Here is a 22,113-nt window from a genome sequence, read left to right on the forward strand (position 1 = left end):
GCGGAACCATAAGCGGCCGTTACCTAAATAACGGATATACACCCAAACCCCAGCCATAAAAAAAGGCACGACCCTCACAGGTCGCACCCTCTTCACAAGCCCAAGAGCTGTCAGCTACCCAAAGCCTTGGAAGCCAACCAGAACAACCCGGCCGAAAGGCCCACAGTCGCCGGCAGCGTCAACACCCAAGCCATCAGAATGGTCTTGACGGTGCCACCTTGCAGCCCGCTCTTGTTCGCCACCATGGTCCCCGCCACACCCGAAGACAACACATGGGTCGTGGAAACCGGCAAGCTGAAGATATTGGCCAAGCCAATCATGCTGGCCGTGGTGATCTGCGCCGACATACCCTGGGCATACGTCATGCCCTGCTTGCCGATCTTCTCACCAATGGTCAGCACCACACGCTTCCAGCCCACCATGGTGCCCAGGCCCAAGGCCAGTGCCACCGCCAGGATCACCCAGAACGGCGCGTACTCGGTGGTCGCCGTCAGGTCCTTGCGCAACTTGTCCAGGTCCGACTTCTCACGCGCATCCAGGCCTGGCAACTTGCCCACCTTCTTCGCGGTGTCATCCAGGCACAACAGATAACGACGCACTTCAATCCGGTGCTCGGCGGTCAACGAATGGTAGTCAGAGACACCTTTCAAGGTCCCCAGCAGGGCGTTGATCGTCGGTTCAGTCTGCTGCGGATTGCACTGGAACTTGCCCGGCAAATCGTCTTTCACGCTTTTGCCCAGGGCCAGGAACTCACCGAGGGTTTCTTGATTGCGCTGGTAGAACTGATTCAAGTGCAGCGTGGCGTCGCGGGTGCGCTCGATCTGGTAAGTGGTGCTGCCCAGGTCCAGTACGAACTGCGCCGGCACGATACCGATCAGTACCAGCATGATCAGGCCAATACCTTTCTGCCCGTCGTTGGAGCCGTGCACGAAGCTCACGGCCATCGCCGAAATCACCAGGACCAGGCGGTTCCAGAACGGCGGGTGCTTCTTGTCGTCGAGCTTGCGGCGCTGGTCCGGTGTCTTGTGCATCTTCGACAGCGGGCGCCACCATTTCAGGCCCAGCAGCACCAGGGCGGCAACCACGAAACCAGCCATCGGCGAGAACACCAGCGAAGCGCCGATATCGATCGCTTTCTGCCAGTTGACGCCGTCAGCCAGGGGAATGTCGTTGATCAGGGCGTTGGCCAGGCCGACACCGAGGATCGAACCGATCAGGGTGTGGGAACTGGACGCCGGGATCCCGAAATACCAGGTGCCGAGGTTCCAGGTGATCGCCGCTGCCAATAATGAGAAGACCATGGCCAGACCGTGGCCGGTGTTCACATTGATCAGCAACTCCACCGGCAGCAGGTGCACGATGGCATACGCAACACCGACCCCACCGAGCAACACGCCGAGGAAGTTGAACACCCCGGAGAAGAACACGGCCAGATGCGGAGGCATGGCTTTGGTATAGATGACTGTGGCAACCGCGTTAGCGGTGTCATGAAAGCCATTGATGAACTCGAAGGCGAGGACAAAGGCCAGGGCGAGCAACAGGCTCACTAGAACCCAAGCATCCAGTCCGCTGAATAAATCGATCATGAAGGTTTTCTGACCCGGTCGTAAGGGGGCGCGATTATGCCAGAAAACATCGGTAATCAATGCACTAGCTGCTCATCGGTAACATTCTTCAACGAAAAAAAATGGGGGGGAGGCGTGCATCCCGGTGTTTTCGGGGCTTTGGCAAGTGATTGATTTATATGGAGGATCCATCAAATTCGCGGGATAAAGCGCCGGAAGGGAATAACTGAAACAATCGTATGAAATTTCGCTAAGGCCACATAACGGGCTTCCCTCCACCAGCGTGGTACTGGCAGAGAGATGGCACCTTTGGAAGCTCAACCCGAAACGCTTATGGCTCTTCGGCTTTGAGGTCCTGTTCAATCTTTTGGATTTCCTGGGCAAAGGCCTGGTCGAGCAGGCTGGCTCGTTTGCGCCATGGCTTGCGTTCAGGTTCTGGCTGGGCGGCGTAGGTGGTGACTTCCCCGCCGTAAACATCCTTGTAACGTTGTTCCTGGCGCTCAAGTTCCGCGCGCAGTTCGTCTTTCGTCACATTGTTACCTAATTGAGTTGAGTTTGATTCCGGCGAAACGCGATGCCGGGAAGTCGCCCCCGGTATACCGTCAATCTGAAGATCAGCGTGGAAAGGTATACAGGAAAAACCACTTCTTTATTGCACGCGGCCACGATACCGGAGAAGAGCAGTTGTCGTAGCAACAGTTTTCTTGTCACAGCCACAAGCAGTTGGCAGGCATTCGAAATGTGTGTCAGGTACTTGCGGCGGAGCCTGCACGCAGCCGGTGCACGACTGGGTGAAATCTATCCTCGGGGTCAGGCGAGGCTGGCTCCTGCACAGGATGCATTATAGCCACGCGCTTGAATAACACTATCGCCAACAAGTTAAAAATCGTCAACTTTGTGTGAGGGTTTTGTTACGCAGGTGTGTGGGGTATTTGCTGAACTATTGGCGCCATAAATCATGCAATGTTCTACAGGCGTTAATCAACCTTAACTTCTCTCGTACATCAGTCGATTCTGAAAGGCACTCAAATGGATGTAGAGGGGTTCCGGCACCGGTCGGCGGTGACAAATTGCGATAATCGAATGACCGTCCGATAATCGCCCAATGTTGGTTGCCCTGCCTTGTGCAGCCATTGCACGGCGGCTTGTAATAGCGGTCACCCCCCCCGCAGCGGTTAAAAATAAGAGAAAGGACCCCAAATGAACGATCAATTGCGCAACTCCTTCGCATCAGTGGCGCCGCCGATCGTTGCGTCACCGGCCAAGCGCATCCAGGCGTTTACCGGTGATCCGGATTTCATGACCTCCCTGGCCCGCGGCCTGGCCGTGGTGCAGGCATTCCAGGAGCGCAAGCGCCACCTGACCATCGCCCAGATCAGCCACCGCACGGAAATCCCCCGCGCTGCCGTACGCCGTTGCCTGCATACCCTGATCAAACTCGGCTACGCCACCACCGACGGGCGTACCTATTCGCTGCTGCCCAAGGTGCTGACCCTCGGCCACGCTTACCTGTCGTCCACGCCCCTGGCCGTTTCGGCGCAGCCGTACCTGGACCGCATGAGCGAGCAGCTCCACGAGGCGTGCAACATGGCAACCCTGGAAGGTGATGACATCCTCTACATTGCCCGCTCCGCCACCACCCAACGCCTGATTTCCGTCGACCTTTCCGTGGGCGGCCGTCTCCCGGCCTACTGCACCTCCATGGGCCGTATCCTGCTGGCGGCGCTGGATGACGCCTCGCTGCAGGACTACCTCGACCACGCCGACCTGCAAACCAAGACCAGCCGCACCCTCACCACCCCGCAAGCCTTGCTCGAATGCCTGCAGGAAGTGCGGCAGCAGGGCTGGTGCATTGTCGACCAGGAACTGGAGCAAGGGCTGCGTTCCATCGCCGTGCCGGTGTACGACGCTTCGGGCCAGGTCCTGGCGGCACTGAACGTCAGCACCCATGCCGGGCGGGTCAGCCGCAGCGAGCTGGAGCAGCGTTTCCTGCCGAGCATGCTCAGTGCCAGCCAGGAGCTGAGTGCGCAGCTGTTTGCGTAAGCTGTTCGGTGACCGCACAGATCCCGGCTGGATGAATTGACGGTGTTTCCCAAGGCTTATTAATGTGCGGCAGCGCTTCAAGGCGCCGCCCCAATAATAATGACGACTCAAGGTCGTTCGCCCGCCCATCGGTGTGGAAATAAAAATAATGAATCAGCCTTCACCTGCTGTCGGTACTTGTTTGGACGTTCAGTCCTTCATCAACGCCCAGCCGCTGTCGCGGTATCAGTGGCGAGTGGTGATCCTGTGTTTTCTCATCGTCTTCCTCGACGGCCTCGACACCGCCGCCATGGGCTTTATCGCCCCGGCGCTGTCCCAGGACTGGGGCATCGACCGCGCCAGCCTCGGCCCGGTGATGAGCGCCGCGTTGATCGGCATGGTCTTCGGCGCCCTGGGCTCCGGCCCACTCGCCGACCGCTTCGGGCGCAAGGTGGTGCTGGTGGGGGCGGTGCTGGTGTTTGGGGCCTTCAGCCTGGCCTCGGCCTACAGCAGCAACGTCGATCAACTGCTGATCCTGCGCTTCCTCACCGGTCTCGGCCTGGGCGCCGGCATGCCGAACGCCACGACACTGCTCTCCGAATACACCCCGGAACGCCATAAGTCGCTGCTGGTGACCAGCATGTTCTGCGGCTTCAACCTGGGCATGGCCGGTGGCGGGTTTATCTCGGCCAAGCTGATCCCGGCGTATGGCTGGCACAGCCTGCTAATGATCGGCGGCCTGTTGCCGCTGATCCTCGCGGTGGTGCTGCTGTTCTGGCTGCCGGAGTCGGCGCGTTACCTGGTGGTGCGCAATCGCGGCACCGACAAGGTGCGCAAGACCCTGGCGCCTATCGAGCCGGGTATCGTCGCCCAGGCCTCGAGCTTCAGCGTGCCCGAACAGAAAACCGTCAAGGCGCGCAACGTGTTCGCGGTGATCTTCTCCGGCACCTACAGCGCCGGCACCTTGCTGTTGTGGCTGACGTATTTCATGGGCCTGGTGATTGTTTACCTGCTGACCAGTTGGCTGCCGACCCTGATGCGCGACAGCGGCGCCAGCATGGAACAGGCCGCGTTTATCGGTGCGTTGTTCCAGTTTGGCGGCGTATTGAGTGCGGTCGGCGTGGGCTGGGCGATGGACCGGTTCAATCCGCACAAGGTCATCGGTACCTTCTACCTGCTGGCCGGGGTGTTTGCCTACGCGGTGGGGCAGAGCCTGGGCAATATCACGCTGCTGGCGACCCTGGTGTTGATTGCCGGCATGTGTGTCAACGGTGCGCAGTCGGCGATGCCGTCGCTGGCCGCACGTTTCTACCCGACCCAGGGCCGCGCCACGGGCGTGTCGTGGATGCTCGGCATCGGCCGCTTTGGCGCGATCCTCGGGGCGTGGATGGGCGCGACCTTGCTGGGCCTGGGCTGGAACTTCGAACAGGTGCTGACCGCCTTGGTGATCCCGGCGGCATTGGCCACCACCGCGGTGGTGATCAAGGGCATGGTCAGCCATGCCGACGCTACCTGAAACGGACCGATAGCAAGACAACAATCCGTTCGATAATCGAACACTCAGTCGATTATCGGATTGTTTGGCCCCGACCCCCGGCTTAATCTTCAAGCACTTCGGCGCTGCCTCCAGCGCCTTTTTCGATCGATACCGGGAGCCCACCCCATGGCTGAAATCCTTTCGCTGGCTGATGCGGTAAAGCAGTTCGTGAATGACGGCGACACCGTTGCACTCGAAGGCTTTACTCACCTGATCCCTACGGCGGCAGGTCATGAAATCATTCGTCAGGGCAAGAAAGACCTGACGCTGGTGCGCATGACGCCTGACCTGATCTACGACCAGTTGATCGGCGCCGGCTGTGCACGCAAGCTGATTTTCTCCTGGGGCGGCAACCCGGGCGTGGGTTCCCTGCATCGCCTGCGGGACGCCGTTGAAAAGCAATGGCCGCAACCGCTGGAGATCGAAGAGCACAGCCACGCCGATCTGGCCAATGCCTACGTCGCCGGTGCCTCCGGCCTGCCATTCGCGGTGCTGCGGGCCTACGCCGGTTCCGACCTGCCCAAGGTCAACCCGCTGATCAAGACCGTGACCTGCCCCTTCACCGGTGAAGTACTGGCGGCCGTGCCGTCGGTGCGCCCGGACATCACCGTGATCCACGCGCAAAAGGCTGACCGCAAGGGCAACGTGCTGCTGTGGGGCATCCTCGGGGTGCAGAAGGAAGCGGCCCTGGCGGCCAAGCGCTGCATCGTTACCGTTGAAGAAATCGTCGACGACCTCAACGCGCCGATGAACGCCTGCGTGCTGCCGACCTGGGCCCTGACTGCCGTGTGCCATGTGCCGGGTGGCGCGCATCCGTCCTACGCCCACGGTTACACCGAACGTGACAACCGTTTCTACCAGGCCTGGGACCCCATCGCCCGGGACCGTGAGACGTTTACTGCGTGGATCAACGAATACATCCACGGCACCGCCAATTTCAGTGAATTCCAGGCCAAGCTGGCCACCGCGCAGGAGGCCAAATAATGGCTTACTCGACCAACGAAATGATGACCGTCGCCGCCGCGCGCCGCCTGAAGAACGGTTCGGTGTGCTTCGTCGGCATCGGCCTTCCCTCCAAGGCTGCCAACCTGGCGCGCCTGACGTCGTCGCCGGATGTGGTGCTGATCTACGAGTCCGGCCCGATTGGCGCCAAGCCTTCGGTGCTGCCGCTGTCCATCGGTGACGGCGAGCTGGCTGAAACCGCTGACACCGTGGTGCCGACCGGTGAGATTTTTCGCTACTGGCTGCAGGGCGGGCGCATTGACGTCGGCTTCCTCGGCGCGGCCCAGGTCGACCGTTTCGGCAATATCAACACCACCGTGGTCGGTGACTACCACCAGCCCAAAGTGCGCCTGCCAGGTGCCGGTGGTGCACCGGAGATCGCCGGCTCCGCGAAGAGCGTGCTGATCATCCTCAAGCAGTCGGCCCGCTCGTTTGTCGACAAGCTGGACTTCATCACCTCGGTCGGCCACGGCGAAGGCGGTGACTCGCGCAAACGCCTGGGTCTGCCAGGCGCCGGTCCTGTAGGGATTATTACCGACCTGTGCATCATGGAGCCGGAGGAGGGCAGCCACGAATTTGTCGTCACCGCCCTGCACCCCGGCGTGACCCGTGAGCAAGTAGTGGCCGCCACCGGTTGGGCGATTCGTTTTGCCGACCAGGTGACCACCAGCGCCGAACCCACCGAGATTGAACTGACTGCCCTGCGCGACCTTGAGGCACGCACCGCTGCCGCCCACGGCCAAGCCCCCGGAGAAGCCTGATGCGCGACGTATTTATCTGTGACGCCATTCGTACCCCCATCGGCCGTTTTGGCGGTGGCTTGTCCACCGTGCGCGCCGATGACCTGGCGGCACTGCCGATCAAGGCGCTGATGGAACGCAACCCATCGGTGGACTGGAACGCGGTGGACGAAGTGTTTCTCGGCTGCGCCAACCAGGCCGGCGAAGACAACCGCAACGTGGCGCGCATGGCGGCATTGCTGGCCGGCCTGCCGGAGAGCATTCCCGGCGTTACCCTGAACCGCCTGTGCGCTTCGGGCATGGACGCGATCGGCACGGCCTTCCGCGCCATCGCCAGCGGCGAGATGGAACTGGCGATTGCCGGTGGCGTCGAGTCGATGTCCCGCGCGCCGTTCGTGATGGGCAAGGCCGATGCGGCGTTCTCGCGCAACATGAAGCTGGAAGACACCACCATCGGCTGGCGCTTTATCAATCCGTTGATGAAGGCCCAGTACGGCGTCGACCCGATGCCGCAAACCGCTGACAACGTGGCCGACGACTATAAAGTCTCCCGCGCCGACCAGGACGCCTTCGCCCTGCGCAGCCAGCAACGTACGGCCGCTGCACAGGCCGCCGGTTTCTTCGCCGAAGAAATCGTACCGGTGCGTGTCGCCCACAAAAAAGGCGAAACCGTGGTCGAGCACGACGAGCATCCACGGGCCGATACCACCCTGGAAGCCCTGGCCAAACTCAAGCCGGTCAATGGTCCGGACAAGACCGTCACCGCAGGCAACGCCTCTGGTGTGAACGATGGTGCCGCCGCGCTGATTCTGGCCTCTGCTGAAGCCGTCAAAAAACACGGCCTGACCGCCCGCGCCCGGGTGCTGGGCATGGCCAGCGCCGGTGTGGCGCCGCGTGTTATGGGCATCGGCCCGGTGCCGGCGGTGCGCAAACTGGTGGAGCGCCTGGGCCTGGCGGTGACTGATTTCGATGTGATCGAACTCAACGAAGCCTTCGCCAGCCAGGGCCTGGCCGTGCTGCGCGAGTTGGGGATTGCCGACGACGCACCGCAGGTCAACCCGAACGGCGGCGCGATTGCCCTTGGCCATCCGCTGGGCATGAGCGGTGCGCGCCTGGTACTGACCGCGCTGCATCAGCTGGAAAAAACCGGTGGCAGCAAAGGCCTGGCGACCATGTGCGTCGGTGTGGGCCAAGGCCTGGCCCTGGCAATCGAACGCGTTTGAGACCCACAAGAATAAAGAGGATTGCTCCATGAGTGACAAGCCCGGATACCGGCGCCCGCAAGCGGGTACTCAGCCTGATTACCTGCACCCGGCCTACCAGTCGACGAACCTGCGTTCGCCGTCCAAGCCGTTGGTGTTCCTGCCCCATTCCCTGTCGGAAATCACTGGCCCGACCATCGGCGCCGAGCGCGTCAACGAGAAGGACAACGACCTGACCGCCCAGCACGAAGGCGAGCCCCAGGGCGAACGCATCATCATTCACGGGCGCGTGCTGGATGAAAACGGCCTGCCCGTTCCCGGCATCCTCGTGGAAATCTGGCAGGCCAACGCTGCCGGCCGCTACAACCACAAGCGCGACCAGCACGACGCACCGCTGGACCCGAACTTCACCGGCACCGGGCGTACCGTCACCGACGCCGACGGCTGGTACCAGTTCCAGACCATCAAGCCCGGCGCCTACCCGTGGGGCAACCACCACAACGCGTGGCGCCCGGCGCACATCCACTTCTCGCTGTTCGGCCCGAGTGTGCTGACGCGGTTGGTGACGCAGATGTATTTCCCCGGTGACCCGCTGCTGGCCTATGACCCGATCTACAACTGCGTCCCGGACACGTCCGCCAAGGAGCGCCTGATCGCCTCGTTCGATCTGGAAAAAACCATTCCGCACTATGCCCTCGGCTACCGCTGGGACATCGTCCTGCGCGGCCGCGACGCCACGCCGATGGAGAAATGAGATGAGCCTCAACGCGACTACTTCCCACACCGTCGGGCCGTATTACCACATTGGCCTGACCTGGCTGAACCGCGAAGACCTGACCGTTGCGGCCACCCTCGGCGAGCGCGTGGCGATCACCGGGCAGGTGGTGGATGGCAATGGCGATGTGGTCAACGACGCCATGCTGGAGGTCTGGCAGGCCAATGCGGCCGGCAAGTACGACCATCCCGAGGATGAGCAGGACAAACCGGTGGACCCGAACTTCGAAGGCTTCGGCCGGGTGCCGGTGGACGCTGAAGGGCGTTTTCGCTTTACCACCATCAAGCCGGGCAGTGTGCCGGGGTTGAAGGGCACGACCCAGGCGCCGCACCTGGTGGTGCTGGTGTTTGCCCGTGGGCTGGTGAAGCACCTGCTGACGCGGATTTACTTTGACGGTGAAGCGGCGAATGGGGATGACGCGCTGCTGGCGTGTGTGCCGCAGGAGCGCCGCCGCACGTTGATCGCCAAGGCGGATGCGGCGGGTGTGTATCAGTGGAATGTGATTTTGCAGGGCACAGACGAAGAGACGGTGTTCTTCGATTATTGAGTGGGTTGCGGATCTATCGCAGGCAAGCCAGCTCCCACAGGGGAATGCATTCCAAATGTGGGAGCCGGGCTTGCCCGCGATGAGGCCGGCCCAGGCAACAAATATCCAAAAGTCTGCTTGCGGAACATGGTTGTTGCAAAGTATGTCTAGGCTATAACCGTTCCCACTGAGTGAAAAAACATGACAACAAAAACCAGCCACTACACCGGAGAAGAACGCAGCAAAAGGATTTTTGCGATTGTCGGTGCCTCTTCCGGCAACCTCGTCGAATGGTTCGACTTCTACGTCTATGCCTTCTGCGCCATCTATTTCGCCCCGGCGTTTTTCCCGTCGGACGACCCCACCGTGCAACTGCTGAACACCGCCGGCGTGTTCGCCGCCGGCTTCCTGATGCGCCCTATCGGCGGCTGGCTGTTCGGCCGGGTGGCGGATAAACACGGTCGCAAGAATTCCATGATGATCTCGGTGCTGATGATGTGCGCCGGTTCCCTGGTCATCGCCTTTTTGCCCACCTACAAAGACATCGGCGCCTGGGCCCCGGCCCTGCTGTTGGTCGCCCGGTTGTTCCAGGGCCTGTCGGTAGGCGGCGAATACGGCACCACTGCCACCTACATGAGTGAAGTCGCCCTCAAGGGCCAGCGCGGGTTCTTCGCCTCGTTCCAGTACGTGACCCTGATCGGCGGGCAACTGCTGGCGGTGTTGGTGGTGGTGATCCTGCAACAGATCCTCACCGAAGAAGAACTGCGGGCCTGGGGCTGGCGCATTCCGTTTGTGATCGGCGCCATTGCGGCGGTGATCTCGCTGTTGCTGCGTCGCACCCTGAAAGAAACCACCAGCAAGGAAATGCGTGAAGACAAGGACGCCGGCAGCATTGCCGCGCTGTTCCGCGATCACAAGGCGGCGTTTATCACCGTGCTCGGCTACACCGCCGGCGGCTCGCTGATTTTCTACACGTTCACCACCTACATGCAGAAGTACCTGGTGAACACCGCCGGGATGCACGCCAAGACCGCCAGCTACATCATGACCGGCGCGCTGTTCTTCTACATGTGCATGCAGCCGGTGTTCGGCATGCTGGCGGACAAGATTGGCCGCCGTAACTCGATGCTGTGGTTCGGCGCCCTGGGCACGCTGTGCACTGTACCAATCCTGTTGACCCTGAAAACCGTCAGCAGCCCGTTCCTGGCTTTTGTGCTGATCACCCTGGCCCTGGCCATCGTGAGCTTCTACACCTCCATCAGCGGCCTGGTGAAAGCCGAAATGTTCCCGCCACAAGTACGCGCACTGGGCGTGGGCTTGGCGTATGCGGTGGCGAACGCGATCTTCGGCGGTTCGGCGGAATATGTGGCCTTGGGGCTCAAGTCCATGGGCATGGAGAACACCTTCTACTGGTACGTCACGGCGATGATGGCGGTGGCGTTCCTGTTCAGCTTGCGCCTGCCCAAAGAGGCGGCGTATTTGCACCACGATCTGTAACCGGCTGGCGCATGCCCGTTGCCGGGTATGCGCCACCTAGGGATGTGTTATGACGATGCGCACGAGCAACCAACTGTTCGACGCCTACTTCACCGCCAACGGCATGGCCGAAGTGTTCTGCGACCAGGGGCGTTTGCAGGGCATGCTGGATTTCGAAGCGGCGCTGGCCCGGGCTGAGGCTCAGGTCGGGTTGATCCCGCAAGCGGCCGTCGCGCCCATTGCCCAGGCCTGCCTGGCTTCTCTCTACGACGTAGATGCCCTCGGCGACGCCATCGCCACCGCAGGCAACTCTGCGATTCCCTTGGTCAAGGCCCTCGGCAAGTTGATCGCCAGCGAAGATGCCGGCGCCGAACGTTATGTGCATCTGGGCGCTACCAGCCAGGATGTGATGGACACCGGCCTGGTGCTGCAACTGCGCAGTGCGGCCGAGCTGATCGAACATGATCTGGCGCGGTTGGGGGACATTCTTGCCGCCCAGGCCCAGCGCTATGGGACCACTCCTTTGGCAGGCCGGACCTGGCTGCAGCATGCAACGCCGGTCACGCTGGGCATGAAGATCGCCGGTTGGCTCGGCGCAGTCACCCGCAACCGGCAGCGCCTCAGTGAGCTGAAGCCGCGTTTGCTGGTGCTGCAATTTGGCGGTGCTTCCGGAACCCTGGCGGCCCTCGGCGAACAGGCGATGCCGGTGGCGCAAGCACTGGCCGCCGAGTTGCAGTTGGGCCTGCCGGAGCAACCCTGGCACACCCAGCGCGACCGCCTGGTGGAGTTTGCCTCGGTGCTCGGTTTGATCGCCGGCAGCCTCGGCAAGCTGGGTCGCGACATCAGCCTGCTGATGCAGACCGAAGCGGCGGAAGTGTTTGAGCCGTCGGCCCCCGGCAAGGGCGGCTCTTCGACCATGCCCCACAAGCGCAACCCGGTGGGTGCTGCCGTGCTGATCAGCGCTGCCACGCGAGTGCCCGGCCTGGTGGCAACGATGTTCAGCGCGATGCCCCAGGAACACGAACGCAGCCTGGGCCTGTGGCACGCCGAATGGGAAACCCTGCCGGAGATTTGCCGGCTGGTATCCGGTGCGTTGCATCAGGCGCTGCTGGTCAGCGAAGGCCTGGAAGTCGACCCCCGGCGCATGGTCCAAAACCTTGATCTGACCCAGGGCCTGGTACTGGCCGAAGCGGTCAGCATCGTCCTCGCCCAGCGCCTGGGCCGCGAAACCGCGCACCATCTGCTGGAACAATGCTGCAAACGCGCCGTCGCCGACGGGCGTCACCTGCGCGCGGTGCTGGGGGATGAACCCCAAGTGACTGCCGAGCTTTCGGCGGCCGAACTCGATCGCCTGCTGGACCCGGCGCACTACCTGGGCCAGGCGCACACCTGGGTCACCCGGGCCGTGGCCGAACATTTTGCTTTGACTGCCTGAGGAGGCTGCTGTGGGATTTGTACAACTCGCCGATGGCGAACTGAACTACCAACTCGATGGCCCCGAAGATGCACCGGTACTGGTGCTGTCCAACTCCCTGGGCACCGACCTGCATATGTGGGACATCCAGATCGAGGCGTTCACCCAGTACTTCCGGGTGCTGCGTTTCGACACCCGGGGCCATGGCAAGTCGCTGGTCACCGAAGGCCCCTACAGCATCGAGCAATTGGGCCGTGACGTGTTGGCGCTGCTGGATGCGTTGCAGATCGAGCGCGCGCATTTCTGCGGGTTGTCCATGGGCGGCCTGATCGGCCAGTGGCTGGGGATCAACGCGGGTGAGCGTTTGCGCCGGCTGGTGGTGTGCAACACCGCCGCGAAGATCGGCACGCCGGAGATCTGGAACCCACGCATCGAGATGGTCCTGCGCGACGGTGCGGCCGCGATGGTTGCCCTGCGTGATGCGTCAATTGCCCGCTGGTTCACCGCAGACTTCGCCGAGGCTCATCCTGACCAGGCCAAGCTGATCACCGATATGCTGGCGGCGACTGATCCCCAGGGTTATGCCGCAAACTGCGCGGCCGTGCGCGACGCGGATTTCCGCGAGCAACTGGCGTCGATCAAGGTGCCGACCCTGGTGATCGCAGGCAGCGAAGATGCGGTGACGCCGCCGGCGGGTGGGCACTTTATCCAGGCGCATGTGCAGGGCGCCGAGTATGCCGAGTTCTATGCCGCGCACTTGTCCAACGTGCAAGCCGGTGCGGTGTTCAGCGACCGTGTGCTGGAATTTCTGCTATCGCGCTGAGTATCGCTGAACCCTGTGGCGAGGGAGCTTGCTCCCGTTGGGCTGCGTAGCAGCCCCTGAGCAGCCGCAACCCAACTATTTGTAAAACCCTGCAGCGGCCTCACTGGGGTCGCTGCGCGACCCAACGGGAGCAAGCTCCCTCGCCACAGGTATGTGCCTGTCGTCACCGTTGCATGAGGAGCGTTTTGTGGACGAGAAACAACGTTATGCCGAAGGCCTGCAAGTGCGCCGCGAAGTGCTGGGCGACGCCCACGTCGACCGCAGCCTCAACGCCCTGACCGAATTCAACAGCGAGTTCCAGGAAATGATCACCCGCCACGCCTGGGGGGATATCTGGACCCGCCCGGGGCTGCCGCGGCATACCCGAAGCCTGATCACCATCGCCATGCTCATCGGCATGAACCGCAGCGAAGAGCTGAAGCTGCACCTGCGCGCCGCCGCGAGCAACGGTGTGACCCGCGCCGAGATCAAGGAAGTGCTGATGCAGAGCGCGATCTATTGCGGGATCCCGGCGGCCAATGCGACGTTTCACTTGGCCGAGTCGGTGTGGGATGAGTTGGGGGTAGAGTCGCGCGCCTAGTGCGAGTCAGCGTCCCACACCCAATTCCACACACCTGGCAGGTGCACCACTTCGTCGGCGCTTTTTACCGTGCGGGCCATGGCGGCTCGCTGCAAGGTTGCCCGGTCGGTGTAGAAAGGCTGTGTGGCGAGGGGCACGCTATTGATATGGGCGCTGTCCAGCAGGATTTGCAGGTATTCCTTCAAGTGCCAGGCGGTGTAGCGGTTGATATCGTGGAAGGTCACCACCACCGGGATCACGCCGTCCACCGTCGGTAATTCGCCTTTGGCGATGCGCTCGCGCACCACCGAGAGTTGGCGTATCAGGTTTTCCCGTCGACGCGGGCTGCCGTTGAACACCCAGATCACCCCATCGTTTGCACTCAGATCGGTCAGCAACACATGCATGCCGTGTTGCTGATAGGCGGCGAAGGTACGCTTGTCGTAGTTCCAGAACGGCGGGCGTACCAGTGTGGGCGGTTGGCCGGTGATGGAGGTGAGGGTCGACGAACCCAGGCTGAGGTAGTGCTCCAGTTCAGCCGGATTCTGCAAGCGATGGTTGCTGTGCCACGGGGTCGCGGTGTGGAAGCCCAGGATATGGCCGGCCGCGTATTCGCGCTCCATGGTCTTGTAGCCCCGCGGGTTGCCGCCGGAGCGGGGCGCCTCGGTCTGCAGGAAGAACACCGCCTTGATCCCTGGCTGTATCGGGTTGTTCGCCAGGTCCGCCATCACCGAACGGCTGGGGTTCATGAAGCCCGAGGCGCTGGGGCCGTCATCGAAGGTCAGCAAAAAACGGATCGGCGCCTCGGTTTTCAGGCGTTGTTCAGTTTGCGGTGTCAGCGCCAGAGGCGGGCCGATGCAACCGCTGAGGCTCAGGGCCAGGGCTAGTGCGGCCGATACGGTGGCGAAGTGTTTCATGGCGGACTCGAATGACATTGGCTGCTGGGGCGGGTCATCCATGACACGCGCGCACCATACAACAAGACTGTCGAGGCTTTACAGCAGGCTTATCGGGTAACTGACGATCAACCGGTTTTCATCAAACTCGTTGTTGTTGTAGTCCCGGCGCATGCTGGAGTTACGCCAGCGCACATTGAGATTCTTCAGCGCTCCGCTCTGCACCACGTAGGCCACTTCACTTTCCCGTCCCCATTCCTTGCCATCGGTCACCGTGCCGCTGTGTACGTTGCTGCCGCTGATGTAGCGGTTCATCAGCGTGAGGCCCGGAATACCCAGGGCGGCGAAGTTATAGTCATGGCGTACCTGCCACGATTTTTCCTGGGCGTTGTCGTAGCTGGCGTTGTAGCTGTCGTTGGCCAGGGTGCCGCCGCTGGTGCCGTTGACGCGCATCCAGGCGCTGTTGCCGGTGAGTTTTTGCAGGCCGACGTAGAACGTGTTGCCGCCGTATCGGGCCGAGAACAGTCCGGACCAGGTCTTGTTGTCGAGGTCACCGGCGCGGGCGCTGCCGTCGTCCTTGCCATAGAAGAACCCGAGGTTGGCGCCCAGGGTCCAGTCGCCCACCGGTTGGCTGTGGATCAGGTTGAGGTATTGCTGGCTGTAGATGTCCTTGAGTTGGGCGTTCCACACACCGATCTGGGTGCGTTTGTCGTTGAAGGCATATTCGCCGCCCTGGAAGTTGAAGCGGTCGGAGGTGAACGCGGTTTTCCCGAACATGGACATGTCGGTCATGCTGCTGTCGTCCCGTGGGCTGTTGGCGCGGAACTGGCCGCCGTACAGGGTCAGGCCGTCGATTTCCTTGGAGGTGATTTGCCCGCCGCGCAGGGTTTGCGGGAGCGAGCGGCCATCGTCCGAACGCAGGATCGGCAGCACCGGCATCCATTCGCCGACTTTCACTTCTGTCTTTGAAACCCGTGCCTTGAACGCCACGCCCAGACGCCCGAATTCATCCGCCGGACGGCCGTCGTGGTCCAGCGGCAACAGCTGGGTGCCACCCGTGCCGCGCCCGCCATCGAGCTTCAATGAGTACAGGCCCAGTACATCCACGCCGAAACCGACGGTGCCCTGGGTGAAGCCGGACTTGGCGTCGAGGATGAAACTTTGCGTCCACTCCTGTGCGCCGCCCTGGGTCTTGCTGGGGTTGGTGTAGTTGCGGTTGAAGAAGAAATTACGCAGGTTTAGGTTGGCGCTGGCGTCTTCCAGGAAGCCGTGTTCTTCAGCGACAACGGGGAGGGCAATGCTGGCGACAGCGGTTGCCAGCAAAAGCCGGCGCGGGTCGAAAGTGCTCATGGTGTCAGACCTGTTGTTATTGGGGTTATGCAGGTGGCGGCCATGGTGCGGGGCGGTGCGGGGGCGATGAAAGTGGGGGAGAGCGGGTTGTGGGCGATGATCGAACGCAAAGTCATGGGCGTAAAAAAACCGCTTCCTGGGCGGGAAGCGGTTTTTGTTTACTGCGCCACTATCAGAACAACTTCAAGGGCGGTGCTTCTTCTTTCAACGGTTCGTTCTTCGCGGTCTGTTCGTTCCAGCCACCACCGAGGGCCTTGTACAGGTTGACCTCGCTATTGAGCTGCGCCAGGCGGTCGGTGATCAGCGATTGCTGGGCACTGAACAGTTGGCGCTGGGCGTCGAGGAACGTCAGGTTGCTGTCGACACCAATACGGTAGCGACGCTCGGCCAGGCGGTAGTAATCCTGGTTGGCCGCGACGAAGCCACGTTGGGCGTCCAGTTGCTGCTTGTAGGTCTCGCGGGCGGCGAGGCCGTCGGAGACTTCCTGGAAGCCGGTCTGGATGGCTTTCTCGTAGTTGGCGACGTTGATCTCTTTCTGGATTTTCGAGTAATCCAGGCTGGCGCGCAGGCTGCCGGCGTTGAAGATCGGGATGTTGATCTGCGGTGCAAACGACCAGGTACCCGAACCGCCCTTGAACAGGCCGCCCAGGGTCGGGCTCGCGGTGCCGGCGCTGGCGGTCAGGGTGATGCTCGGGAAGAACGCAGCGCGTGCCGCACCGATGTTGGCGTTGGCCGCCTTGAGGTTGTACTCGGCCTGCAGGATGTCGGGACGACGTTGCAGCAGGTCCGATGGCAGGCCGGCCGGTACTTCGCTCAACAGGTCATCAGCCAATGGCCGGCTGACGATGTTCGCCGGCAGGCCGGTACCCAGCAGCAGGGTCAGGTTGTTTTCGTCCTGGGCCACCTGGCGGGTATAACGCGCCAGTGCAACCCGGGCGTTTTCCACCGAGGTACGGGCCTGGCTCAGGTCCAGGGCCGAAGCCACGCCGACTTCATTGCTGCGCGAGGTCAGTTTGAAGCTCTGCTCGTACGCGCCCAGGGTGTCCTGGGTGAGCTTGAGCAGCTCCTTGTCGGCCTGCCAGGTCAGGTAGGCGTTGGCCACGCTGGCCACCAGGCTGATCTGGGTGGTGCGACGCGCTTCTTCGGTCGCGAAGTATTGTTGCAGCGCTTGTTCGCTCAGGCTGCGTACGCGGCCGAACAGGTCCAGCTCATAAGAACTGATCCCGAGGCCCGCCGAGTATTGGCTGGTGATGCCCGCTTCGCCGGTCTGCGACAGCTTGGCCGGGGTGCGCGTACGGCTGCCGCTGCCCGTGGCCGAAACCGCCGGGAACAGGTCGGCGCGCTGGATCTGGTACTGCGCGGCATACGCATCGATGTTCAGGGCCGCGACACGCAGGTCGCGGTTGTTCACCAGGGCGGTCTGGATCAGCTGTTGCAGGGCAGGGTCATGGAAAAACTGCTTCCAGCCCTGCTCGGCAGCCGCCTGGCCCGGCGCCTGGGCCGACGAATACGCCGGCCCCTGCGGGAACTGCGCGGCTACCGGCGCTTCAGGGCGCTGGTAGTCCGGGATCAGCGAGCAGCCACTGAGCACGAATGCCGTGACAGCTAAGGAAAGTAGCGACTTGCTCATTGGCCAGCCTCTTTAGGAGTTTGCTTGGGTTCAGTCTTTTTACGCTCGCCAGCGGAGGACACGGTTGCGAAGAACAGGGGTACCCAGAAGATCGCGAGGACCGTGGCGGTGATCATACCGCCAATTACGCCCGTACCGATGGCGTGCTGGCTACCTGAGCCGGCACCGGTGGAAATTGCCAGGGGCAGTACGCCGAGCATGAACGCCATGGACGTCATGATGATCGGTCGCAGACGCATGCGGGATGCCTCGATGGCCGACTCGACGATGCCTTTGCCCTGTTCGTGGAGCTCCTTGGCGAACTCCACGATCAGGATGGCGTTTTTCGCTGCCAGACCCACCGTCACCAACAGGCCCACCTGGAAGAACACGTCGTTGGACAGTCCTCGCAGGCTGGTGGCGATCAACGCACCGATCACACCCAGTGGTACAACCAGAATCACCGCAATCGGGATCGACCAGCTTTCGTACAGTGCCGCGAGGCAGAGGAACACCACCAGCAGCGACAGGGCGTACAGCGCAGGTGCCTGGGAGCCGGACAGACGTTCTTCGTACGACAGGCCGGTCCAGGAGTAACCAACGCCAGCCGGCAGGTCCTTGGCAATGCGTTCGACTTCCGCCATCGCATCACCGGTACTGTAGCCAGGTGCCGGGGTACCGAGGATTTCCATCGCCGCTACACCGTTATAGCGCGAGAGTTTCGGCGAACCGAAGATCCACTTGCCCGAAGAGATGGCCGACAGCGGCACCATTTTCCCGGACGTACTGCGCACGTACCATTTGCTCAGGTCTTCCGGAGACATCCGGCTGGCGGCGTCACCCTGTACATACACCTTCTTCACACGACCACGGTCGATGAAGTCGTTGATGTAGCTGCCACCCAAGGCGATTGCCAGGGTCTGCTGGATGTCTGCCAGGCTGATGCCCTGGGCACTGGCCTTCTCGTCGTCAACGGTCAGCTCGTACTGCGGCTCATCGTTCACGCCGTTGGGGCGCACGCCCGCCAGGATCTTGCTTTGTGCCGCGGCACCCAGGAACTGGTTACGCGCATCCATCAGCTTCTGGTGGCCGACGCCGCCCTGGTCTTGCAGGAACACGTCGAAACCGGTGGCGTTACCCAGTTCGAGTACCGAAGGTGGCACCACGGCAAATACCATGGCGTCCTTGAAGGCCCCGAAGAAGTAACCCTGGGCACGCTTGGCAACCTCAAATACCGACTGGCTCGAGTCACGCTCGTCCCACGGCTTGAGCATCACGAACGCGAGGCCCGAGCTCTGGCCACGACCGGCGAAGTTGAAGCCGTTCACGGTAAACACCGATTTGACAGCCTTGCCTTCGCCTGGCTCGCCTTCCTTGTCGTTCAACAGGTAGGCGCGCATATCGTCGATGACTTTCTGCGTACGTTCAGCCGAAGAACCCACCGGCGTTTGTACCTGGGCAAAGATCACGCCCTGGTCTTCCTCTGGGAGGAACGCGCTTGGAATGCGGGTGAACATCCAGATCATGCCGGCAAGGATCAGGGCATAGACCACGAATGCCGGGAACTTGTGCTTGATCATGTTGCCGACGCCGCGCTCGTAGCTCAGTACGCCACGGTCGAAGGTACGGTTGAACCAGCCGAAGAAGCCGCGCTTGGGTTGGCCGTGTTTTTCCGGGTCAATCGGCTTGAGCATGGTGGCGCACAAGGCCGGGGTGAAGACCAGGGCAACCAGTACCGACAGCGCCATCGCCGAAACGATAGTGATGGAGAACTGGCGGTAGATCACACCGGTGGAACCACCGAAGAACGCCATTGGCAGCAATACCGCCGACAGCACCAGGGCGATACCCACCAGGGCCCCCTGGATCTGGCCCATGGACTTGACCGTCGCCTCCTTGGGCGACAAGTGCTCCTCGGCCATTACCCGCTCGACGTTCTCCACCACAACGATGGCATCGTCCACCAGCAAGCCGATGGCCAGGATCATGCCGAACATGGTCAGGGTGTTGATGGTGAAGCCGAACGCAGCGAGGATCCCGAAGGTACCCAGCAATACCACCGGTACGGTCATGGTGGTGATGATGGTGGCGCGGAAGTTCTGCAGGAACAGGAACATCACCAGGAACACCAGCACGATCGCTTCGATCAGGGTGTGAACCACACCGGAGATCGATTCGGTCACAACCGGCGTGGTGTCATACGGCACCACAGCCTTCATGCCAGGTGGGAAGAACGGTTCGAGGGACGCAACCGTTTCGCGAATCGCCTTGGCGGTGTCCAGTGCGTTGGCACCGGCTGCCAGCTTGATCGCCATACCGGAAGCCGGCTTGCCGTTGAACTGTGCGCTGATGCTGTAGTTCTGGCCGCCCAGTTCGATACGCGAAACGTCACCCAGGCGAACCTGGGAACCGTCGGTATTGACCTTCATCAGGATATTGCCGAACGCTTCAGTGGTTTGCAGACGCGTCTTGCCGATGATGGTGGCGTTCAACTGAGTGCCGGGCAGGGCAGGCAGGCCGCCGAGTTGGCCGGTGGCCACCTGGACGTTCTGCGCCTGGATGGCGTTGCTGACATCCACTGGCGTCAGCTGGTAGTTGTTCAGCTTGGCCGGGTCGAGCCAGATACGCATGGCGTACTGGGAACCGAACACCTGGAAGTCGCCCACACCGGCGGTCCGGGAAATCGGGTCCTGGATGTTGGAAACGATGTAGTTGGAAAGGTCATCCTTGGTCATGCTGCCGTCTTCCGACACCAGACCGATCACCATCAGGAAGTTCTTCACCGACTTGGTAACGCGGATACCCTGCTGCTGTACTTCTTGTGGCAGCAGCGGGGTCGCCAGGTTGAGCTTGTTCTGTACCTGAACCTGGGCGATGTCCGGGTTGGTACCCTGGTTGAACGTCGCGGTGATGGTCATGCTGCCGTCGGAGTTACTGTCCGAGGCGACATAACGCAGGTTGTCGATACCGTTGAGCTGTTGTTCGATCACCTGCACCACGGTGTCCTGCACGGTTTGTGCAGACGCGCCCGGGTAGGTCACCTGGATATCAATGGCGGTTGGCGCGATGGCCGGGTACTGGTTGATGGGCAACTTCAGGATCGACAGTGCCCCGACCAGCATGATCACCAGGGCAATTACCCAGGCGAAAATGGGACGGTCGATAAAAAATTTCGACATGAATTACTCCCCTTGACCAGCAGCGGCAGCAGGAGCAGCAGCGGAACCGGCGGGTTTGGCGTTATCAGCGTCCTTGACCTTGACTTCGATGCCCGGCTTGATGAATTGCAGGCCTTCGGTGATCACACGGTCACCGGCGTTCAGGCCTTTTTCCACCAGCCAGTAGGCGCCGGTAGTACGGTTGGCCACCAGTACACGTTGCTCGACCTTGTTGTCCTTGTTCACCACCAGCGCGGTCGGGATGCCCTTCAGGTCGCGGGTCACGCCTTGCTGTGGTGCCAGGATGGCCTTGCTGTTCACACCGGCTTGCAACTGCGCGTGGACGAACATGCCCGGCAGCAGGGTGTGGTCAGGGTTCGGAAACACGGCACGCAGGGTCACGGAACCGGTGGTTTCGTCGACCGAGACTTCGGAGAATTCCAGCTTGCCTTCCACGCCGTAGGCGGTGCCGTCTTCCAGGGTCAGCTTGACCTTGGCCGCGTTTTCGCCGGCTTTTTCCAGTTGGCCGCTTTCCAGGTCACGACGCAGTTTCAGCATCTCGGCAGAGGACTGCGTGACGTCGACGTAGATCGGGTCCAGTTGCTGGATCACTGCCATGGCGTCGGTCTGGCCGTTGCTGACCAGCGCGCCTTCGGTGACCGAAGAGCGACCGATACGCCCGGAGATCGGGGCAAACACCTTGGTGTAGCGCACGTTGATCTGGGCCGTTTGCACGTTGGCTTCAGAGGTCATGCGGTTGGACACGGCGGTGTCGTATTCCTGGCGGCTGACGGCCTGCTCATCGACCAACTGCTTGTAGCGATCGGCAATCGATTTGGTCTGGGCAAGGTTGGCCTGGGCGCTTTTCAGCGAGGCGTCATACACCGACGGATCGATCTGATAGAGCTGCTGGCCCTCCTTGACGTCGCCCCCTTCCTTGAACAGACGCTTGAGAATGATGCCGTTGACCTGAGGGCGAACCTCGGCAATGCGATAGGCCGTGGTGCGGCCTGGCAGCTCGGATGTCAGGGTAAAGGCTTGAGGTTGAATAGTGACCACGCCGACCTGAGGGGTTTGAGCGGGCGGAGCCGCTTCTTCCTTTTTACATCCGCTGAGCAGCGATGCCAGGGCGACGGCAGTAACCAGGGCGGTAACAGCTGGCTTAAGTTGCATGAAGATCCTCGGGTCAGGCGCGCAGAGTGCGCACAAGAAGTGTGGAAGGGTAAAAAACAGGCACTGAGTGGATAAGTAGCTTGCTACGCAATATACTTACGTTCATGGTTGTTTGTAAACTCTTGACAGGCTTCGCGGAATGTTGACAAAGCAGCGTCCAAAGCCTCGATTCTAGTACGTTCGGCGCCCTTGACGGCGTCGTCCCACAATTATTCAGATGGTCGTTAGCAGCGGTTGAGTCTGCGTTACCGATCACCCCAAGTCTCCTGATTGAGGTTTTACTGCC

At 61.6% G+C, this 22,113-nt stretch carries 18 protein-coding genes; 11 read left to right on the plus strand and 7 right to left on the minus strand.

Annotated elements, in window-relative coordinates; all coding sequences use genetic code 11:
- Positions 1 to 110: 110 nt before the first annotated feature.
- Both HX817_RS28620 and HX817_RS28625 read right to left on the minus strand, forming a co-directional pair.
- Positions 111 to 1,586 (minus strand): inorganic phosphate transporter, encoded by a 1,476-nt coding sequence (locus tag HX817_RS28620; RefSeq protein WP_003219836.1) that lies wholly within the window; start codon positions 1,584 to 1,586, stop codon positions 111 to 113.
- A 310-nt stretch (positions 1,587 to 1,896) separates the two neighbouring features.
- On the minus strand, positions 1,897 to 2,097 hold the full coding sequence (locus HX817_RS28625) for a hypothetical protein (RefSeq protein WP_003219834.1): 201 nt from the start codon (positions 2,095 to 2,097) through the stop codon (positions 1,897 to 1,899).
- Positions 2,098 to 2,765: 668 nt separating this feature from the next.
- Between HX817_RS28625 and pcaR the strand changes: the two genes are divergently transcribed.
- The 11 genes from pcaR (at position 2,766) to pcaC (ending at position 13,662) form a co-directional block, all read left to right on the plus strand.
- The gene (gene pcaR / locus HX817_RS28630; RefSeq protein ID WP_003219833.1) at positions 2,766 to 3,608 is read left to right on the plus strand and encodes a pca regulon transcriptional regulator PcaR; all 843 of its coding nucleotides are present in this window, start codon (positions 2,766 to 2,768) and stop codon (positions 3,606 to 3,608) included.
- Between the two features lie 148 nt (positions 3,609 to 3,756).
- The gene (locus HX817_RS28635) at positions 3,757 to 5,103 is read left to right on the plus strand and encodes an MFS transporter (protein ID WP_003219832.1); all 1,347 of its coding nucleotides are present in this window, start codon (positions 3,757 to 3,759) and stop codon (positions 5,101 to 5,103) included.
- Positions 5,104 to 5,250: 147 nt separating this feature from the next.
- Positions 5,251 to 6,108, plus strand: a complete 858-nt coding sequence (locus tag HX817_RS28640) for a CoA transferase subunit A (protein ID WP_003219830.1) — start codon at positions 5,251 to 5,253, stop codon at positions 6,106 to 6,108.
- Positions 6,105 to 6,887 carry a CoA-transferase subunit beta gene (locus tag HX817_RS28645; RefSeq protein WP_172834582.1) on the plus strand — a complete coding sequence of 261 codons (783 nt, stop codon included), beginning with the start codon at positions 6,105 to 6,107 and terminating at the stop codon, positions 6,885 to 6,887. Before HX817_RS28640 ends, HX817_RS28645 begins: the two co-directional genes overlap by 4 nt.
- Positions 6,884 to 8,089, plus strand: a complete 1,206-nt coding sequence (pcaF, locus tag HX817_RS28650; RefSeq protein WP_177041987.1) for a 3-oxoadipyl-CoA thiolase — start codon at positions 6,884 to 6,886, stop codon at positions 8,087 to 8,089. Before HX817_RS28645 ends, pcaF begins: the two co-directional genes overlap by 4 nt.
- Positions 8,090 to 8,117: 28 nt before the next feature.
- Positions 8,118 to 8,822: a protocatechuate 3,4-dioxygenase subunit beta gene (gene pcaH, locus HX817_RS28655; RefSeq protein ID WP_003219824.1), complete on the plus strand. Its 705-nt coding sequence runs from the start codon at positions 8,118 to 8,120 to the stop codon at positions 8,820 to 8,822.
- Between the two features lies 1 nt (position 8,823).
- Complete coding sequence (gene pcaG / locus HX817_RS28660) at positions 8,824 to 9,390, plus strand: protocatechuate 3,4-dioxygenase subunit alpha (protein WP_003219820.1); 567 nt, start codon at positions 8,824 to 8,826, stop codon at positions 9,388 to 9,390.
- 180 nt (positions 9,391 to 9,570) lie between these two features.
- Entirely contained in the window at positions 9,571 to 10,866 is a 1,296-nt protein-coding gene (locus HX817_RS28665) for an MFS family transporter (protein WP_003219818.1), read from the plus strand.
- Positions 10,867 to 10,915: 49 nt separating this feature from the next.
- Positions 10,916 to 12,280: a 3-carboxy-cis,cis-muconate cycloisomerase gene (locus HX817_RS28670; protein WP_177041980.1), complete on the plus strand. Its 1,365-nt coding sequence runs from the start codon at positions 10,916 to 10,918 to the stop codon at positions 12,278 to 12,280.
- Between the two features lie 10 nt (positions 12,281 to 12,290).
- A complete protein-coding gene (gene pcaD / locus HX817_RS28675; RefSeq protein ID WP_177041982.1) occupies positions 12,291 to 13,082 on the plus strand; it encodes a 3-oxoadipate enol-lactonase in 792 nt (263 codons plus the stop codon).
- A gap of 187 nt (positions 13,083 to 13,269) precedes the next feature.
- Positions 13,270 to 13,662, plus strand: a complete 393-nt coding sequence (gene pcaC, locus HX817_RS28680; RefSeq protein ID WP_003219813.1) for a 4-carboxymuconolactone decarboxylase — start codon at positions 13,270 to 13,272, stop codon at positions 13,660 to 13,662.
- Here pcaC and HX817_RS28685 read toward each other — a convergent pair.
- The 5 genes from HX817_RS28685 to HX817_RS28705 form a co-directional block, all read right to left on the minus strand.
- On the minus strand, positions 13,659 to 14,600 hold the full coding sequence (locus HX817_RS28685; RefSeq protein WP_371317788.1) for a polysaccharide deacetylase family protein: 942 nt from the start codon (positions 14,598 to 14,600) through the stop codon (positions 13,659 to 13,661). The two genes, pcaC and HX817_RS28685, sit on opposite strands and share 4 nt — an antisense overlap.
- A 36-nt stretch (positions 14,601 to 14,636) precedes the next feature.
- Positions 14,637 to 15,887, minus strand: a complete 1,251-nt coding sequence (locus HX817_RS28690) for an OprD family porin (protein WP_008431143.1) — start codon at positions 15,885 to 15,887, stop codon at positions 14,637 to 14,639.
- Between the two features lie 172 nt (positions 15,888 to 16,059).
- Positions 16,060 to 17,517, minus strand: coding sequence for an AdeC/AdeK/OprM family multidrug efflux complex outer membrane factor (adeC, locus tag HX817_RS28695; RefSeq protein ID WP_003219806.1), 1,458 nt, complete (start codon positions 17,515 to 17,517; stop codon positions 16,060 to 16,062).
- On the minus strand, positions 17,514 to 20,675 hold the full coding sequence (locus tag HX817_RS28700; protein WP_003219803.1) for an efflux RND transporter permease subunit: 3,162 nt from the start codon (positions 20,673 to 20,675) through the stop codon (positions 17,514 to 17,516). The genes adeC and HX817_RS28700 overlap by 4 nt, the downstream gene beginning before the upstream one ends.
- A 3-nt stretch (positions 20,676 to 20,678) precedes the next feature.
- The gene (locus tag HX817_RS28705; protein ID WP_003219800.1) at positions 20,679 to 21,827 is read right to left on the minus strand and encodes an efflux RND transporter periplasmic adaptor subunit; all 1,149 of its coding nucleotides are present in this window, start codon (positions 21,825 to 21,827) and stop codon (positions 20,679 to 20,681) included.
- Positions 21,828 to 22,113 lie beyond the last annotated feature (286 nt).

The sequence above is a fragment of the Pseudomonas sp. C6002 genome (assembly GCF_013385805.1).
Taxonomy (GTDB): domain Bacteria; phylum Pseudomonadota; class Gammaproteobacteria; order Pseudomonadales; family Pseudomonadaceae; genus Aquipseudomonas.

What these genes read in the sequence shown, in the direction of transcription:
- HX817_RS28620 (WP_003219836.1), bottom strand. Translation starts at nt 1,586, where the DNA reads ATGATCGATTTATTCAGCGGACTGGATGCTTGGGTTCTAGTGAGCCTG.
- pcaR (WP_003219833.1), top strand. Translation starts at nt 2,766, where the DNA reads ATGAACGATCAATTGCGCAACTCCTTCGCATCAGTGGCGCCGCCGATC.
- HX817_RS28635 (WP_003219832.1), top strand. Translation starts at nt 3,757, where the DNA reads ATGAATCAGCCTTCACCTGCTGTCGGTACTTGTTTGGACGTTCAGTCC.
- HX817_RS28640 (WP_003219830.1), top strand. Translation starts at nt 5,251, where the DNA reads ATGGCTGAAATCCTTTCGCTGGCTGATGCGGTAAAGCAGTTCGTGAAT.
- pcaH (WP_003219824.1), top strand. Translation starts at nt 8,118, where the DNA reads ATGAGTGACAAGCCCGGATACCGGCGCCCGCAAGCGGGTACTCAGCCT.
- pcaG (WP_003219820.1), top strand. Translation starts at nt 8,824, where the DNA reads ATGAGCCTCAACGCGACTACTTCCCACACCGTCGGGCCGTATTACCAC.
- HX817_RS28665 (WP_003219818.1), top strand. Translation starts at nt 9,571, where the DNA reads ATGACAACAAAAACCAGCCACTACACCGGAGAAGAACGCAGCAAAAGG.
- HX817_RS28670 (WP_177041980.1), top strand. Translation starts at nt 10,916, where the DNA reads ATGACGATGCGCACGAGCAACCAACTGTTCGACGCCTACTTCACCGCC.
- HX817_RS28685 (WP_371317788.1), bottom strand. Translation starts at nt 14,600, where the DNA reads ATGGATGACCCGCCCCAGCAGCCAATGTCATTCGAGTCCGCCATGAAA.
- HX817_RS28690 (WP_008431143.1), bottom strand. Translation starts at nt 15,887, where the DNA reads ATGAGCACTTTCGACCCGCGCCGGCTTTTGCTGGCAACCGCTGTCGCC.
- adeC (WP_003219806.1), bottom strand. Translation starts at nt 17,517, where the DNA reads ATGAGCAAGTCGCTACTTTCCTTAGCTGTCACGGCATTCGTGCTCAGT.
- HX817_RS28700 (WP_003219803.1), bottom strand. Translation starts at nt 20,675, where the DNA reads ATGTCGAAATTTTTTATCGACCGTCCCATTTTCGCCTGGGTAATTGCC.
- HX817_RS28705 (WP_003219800.1), bottom strand. Translation starts at nt 21,827, where the DNA reads ATGCAACTTAAGCCAGCTGTTACCGCCCTGGTTACTGCCGTCGCCCTG.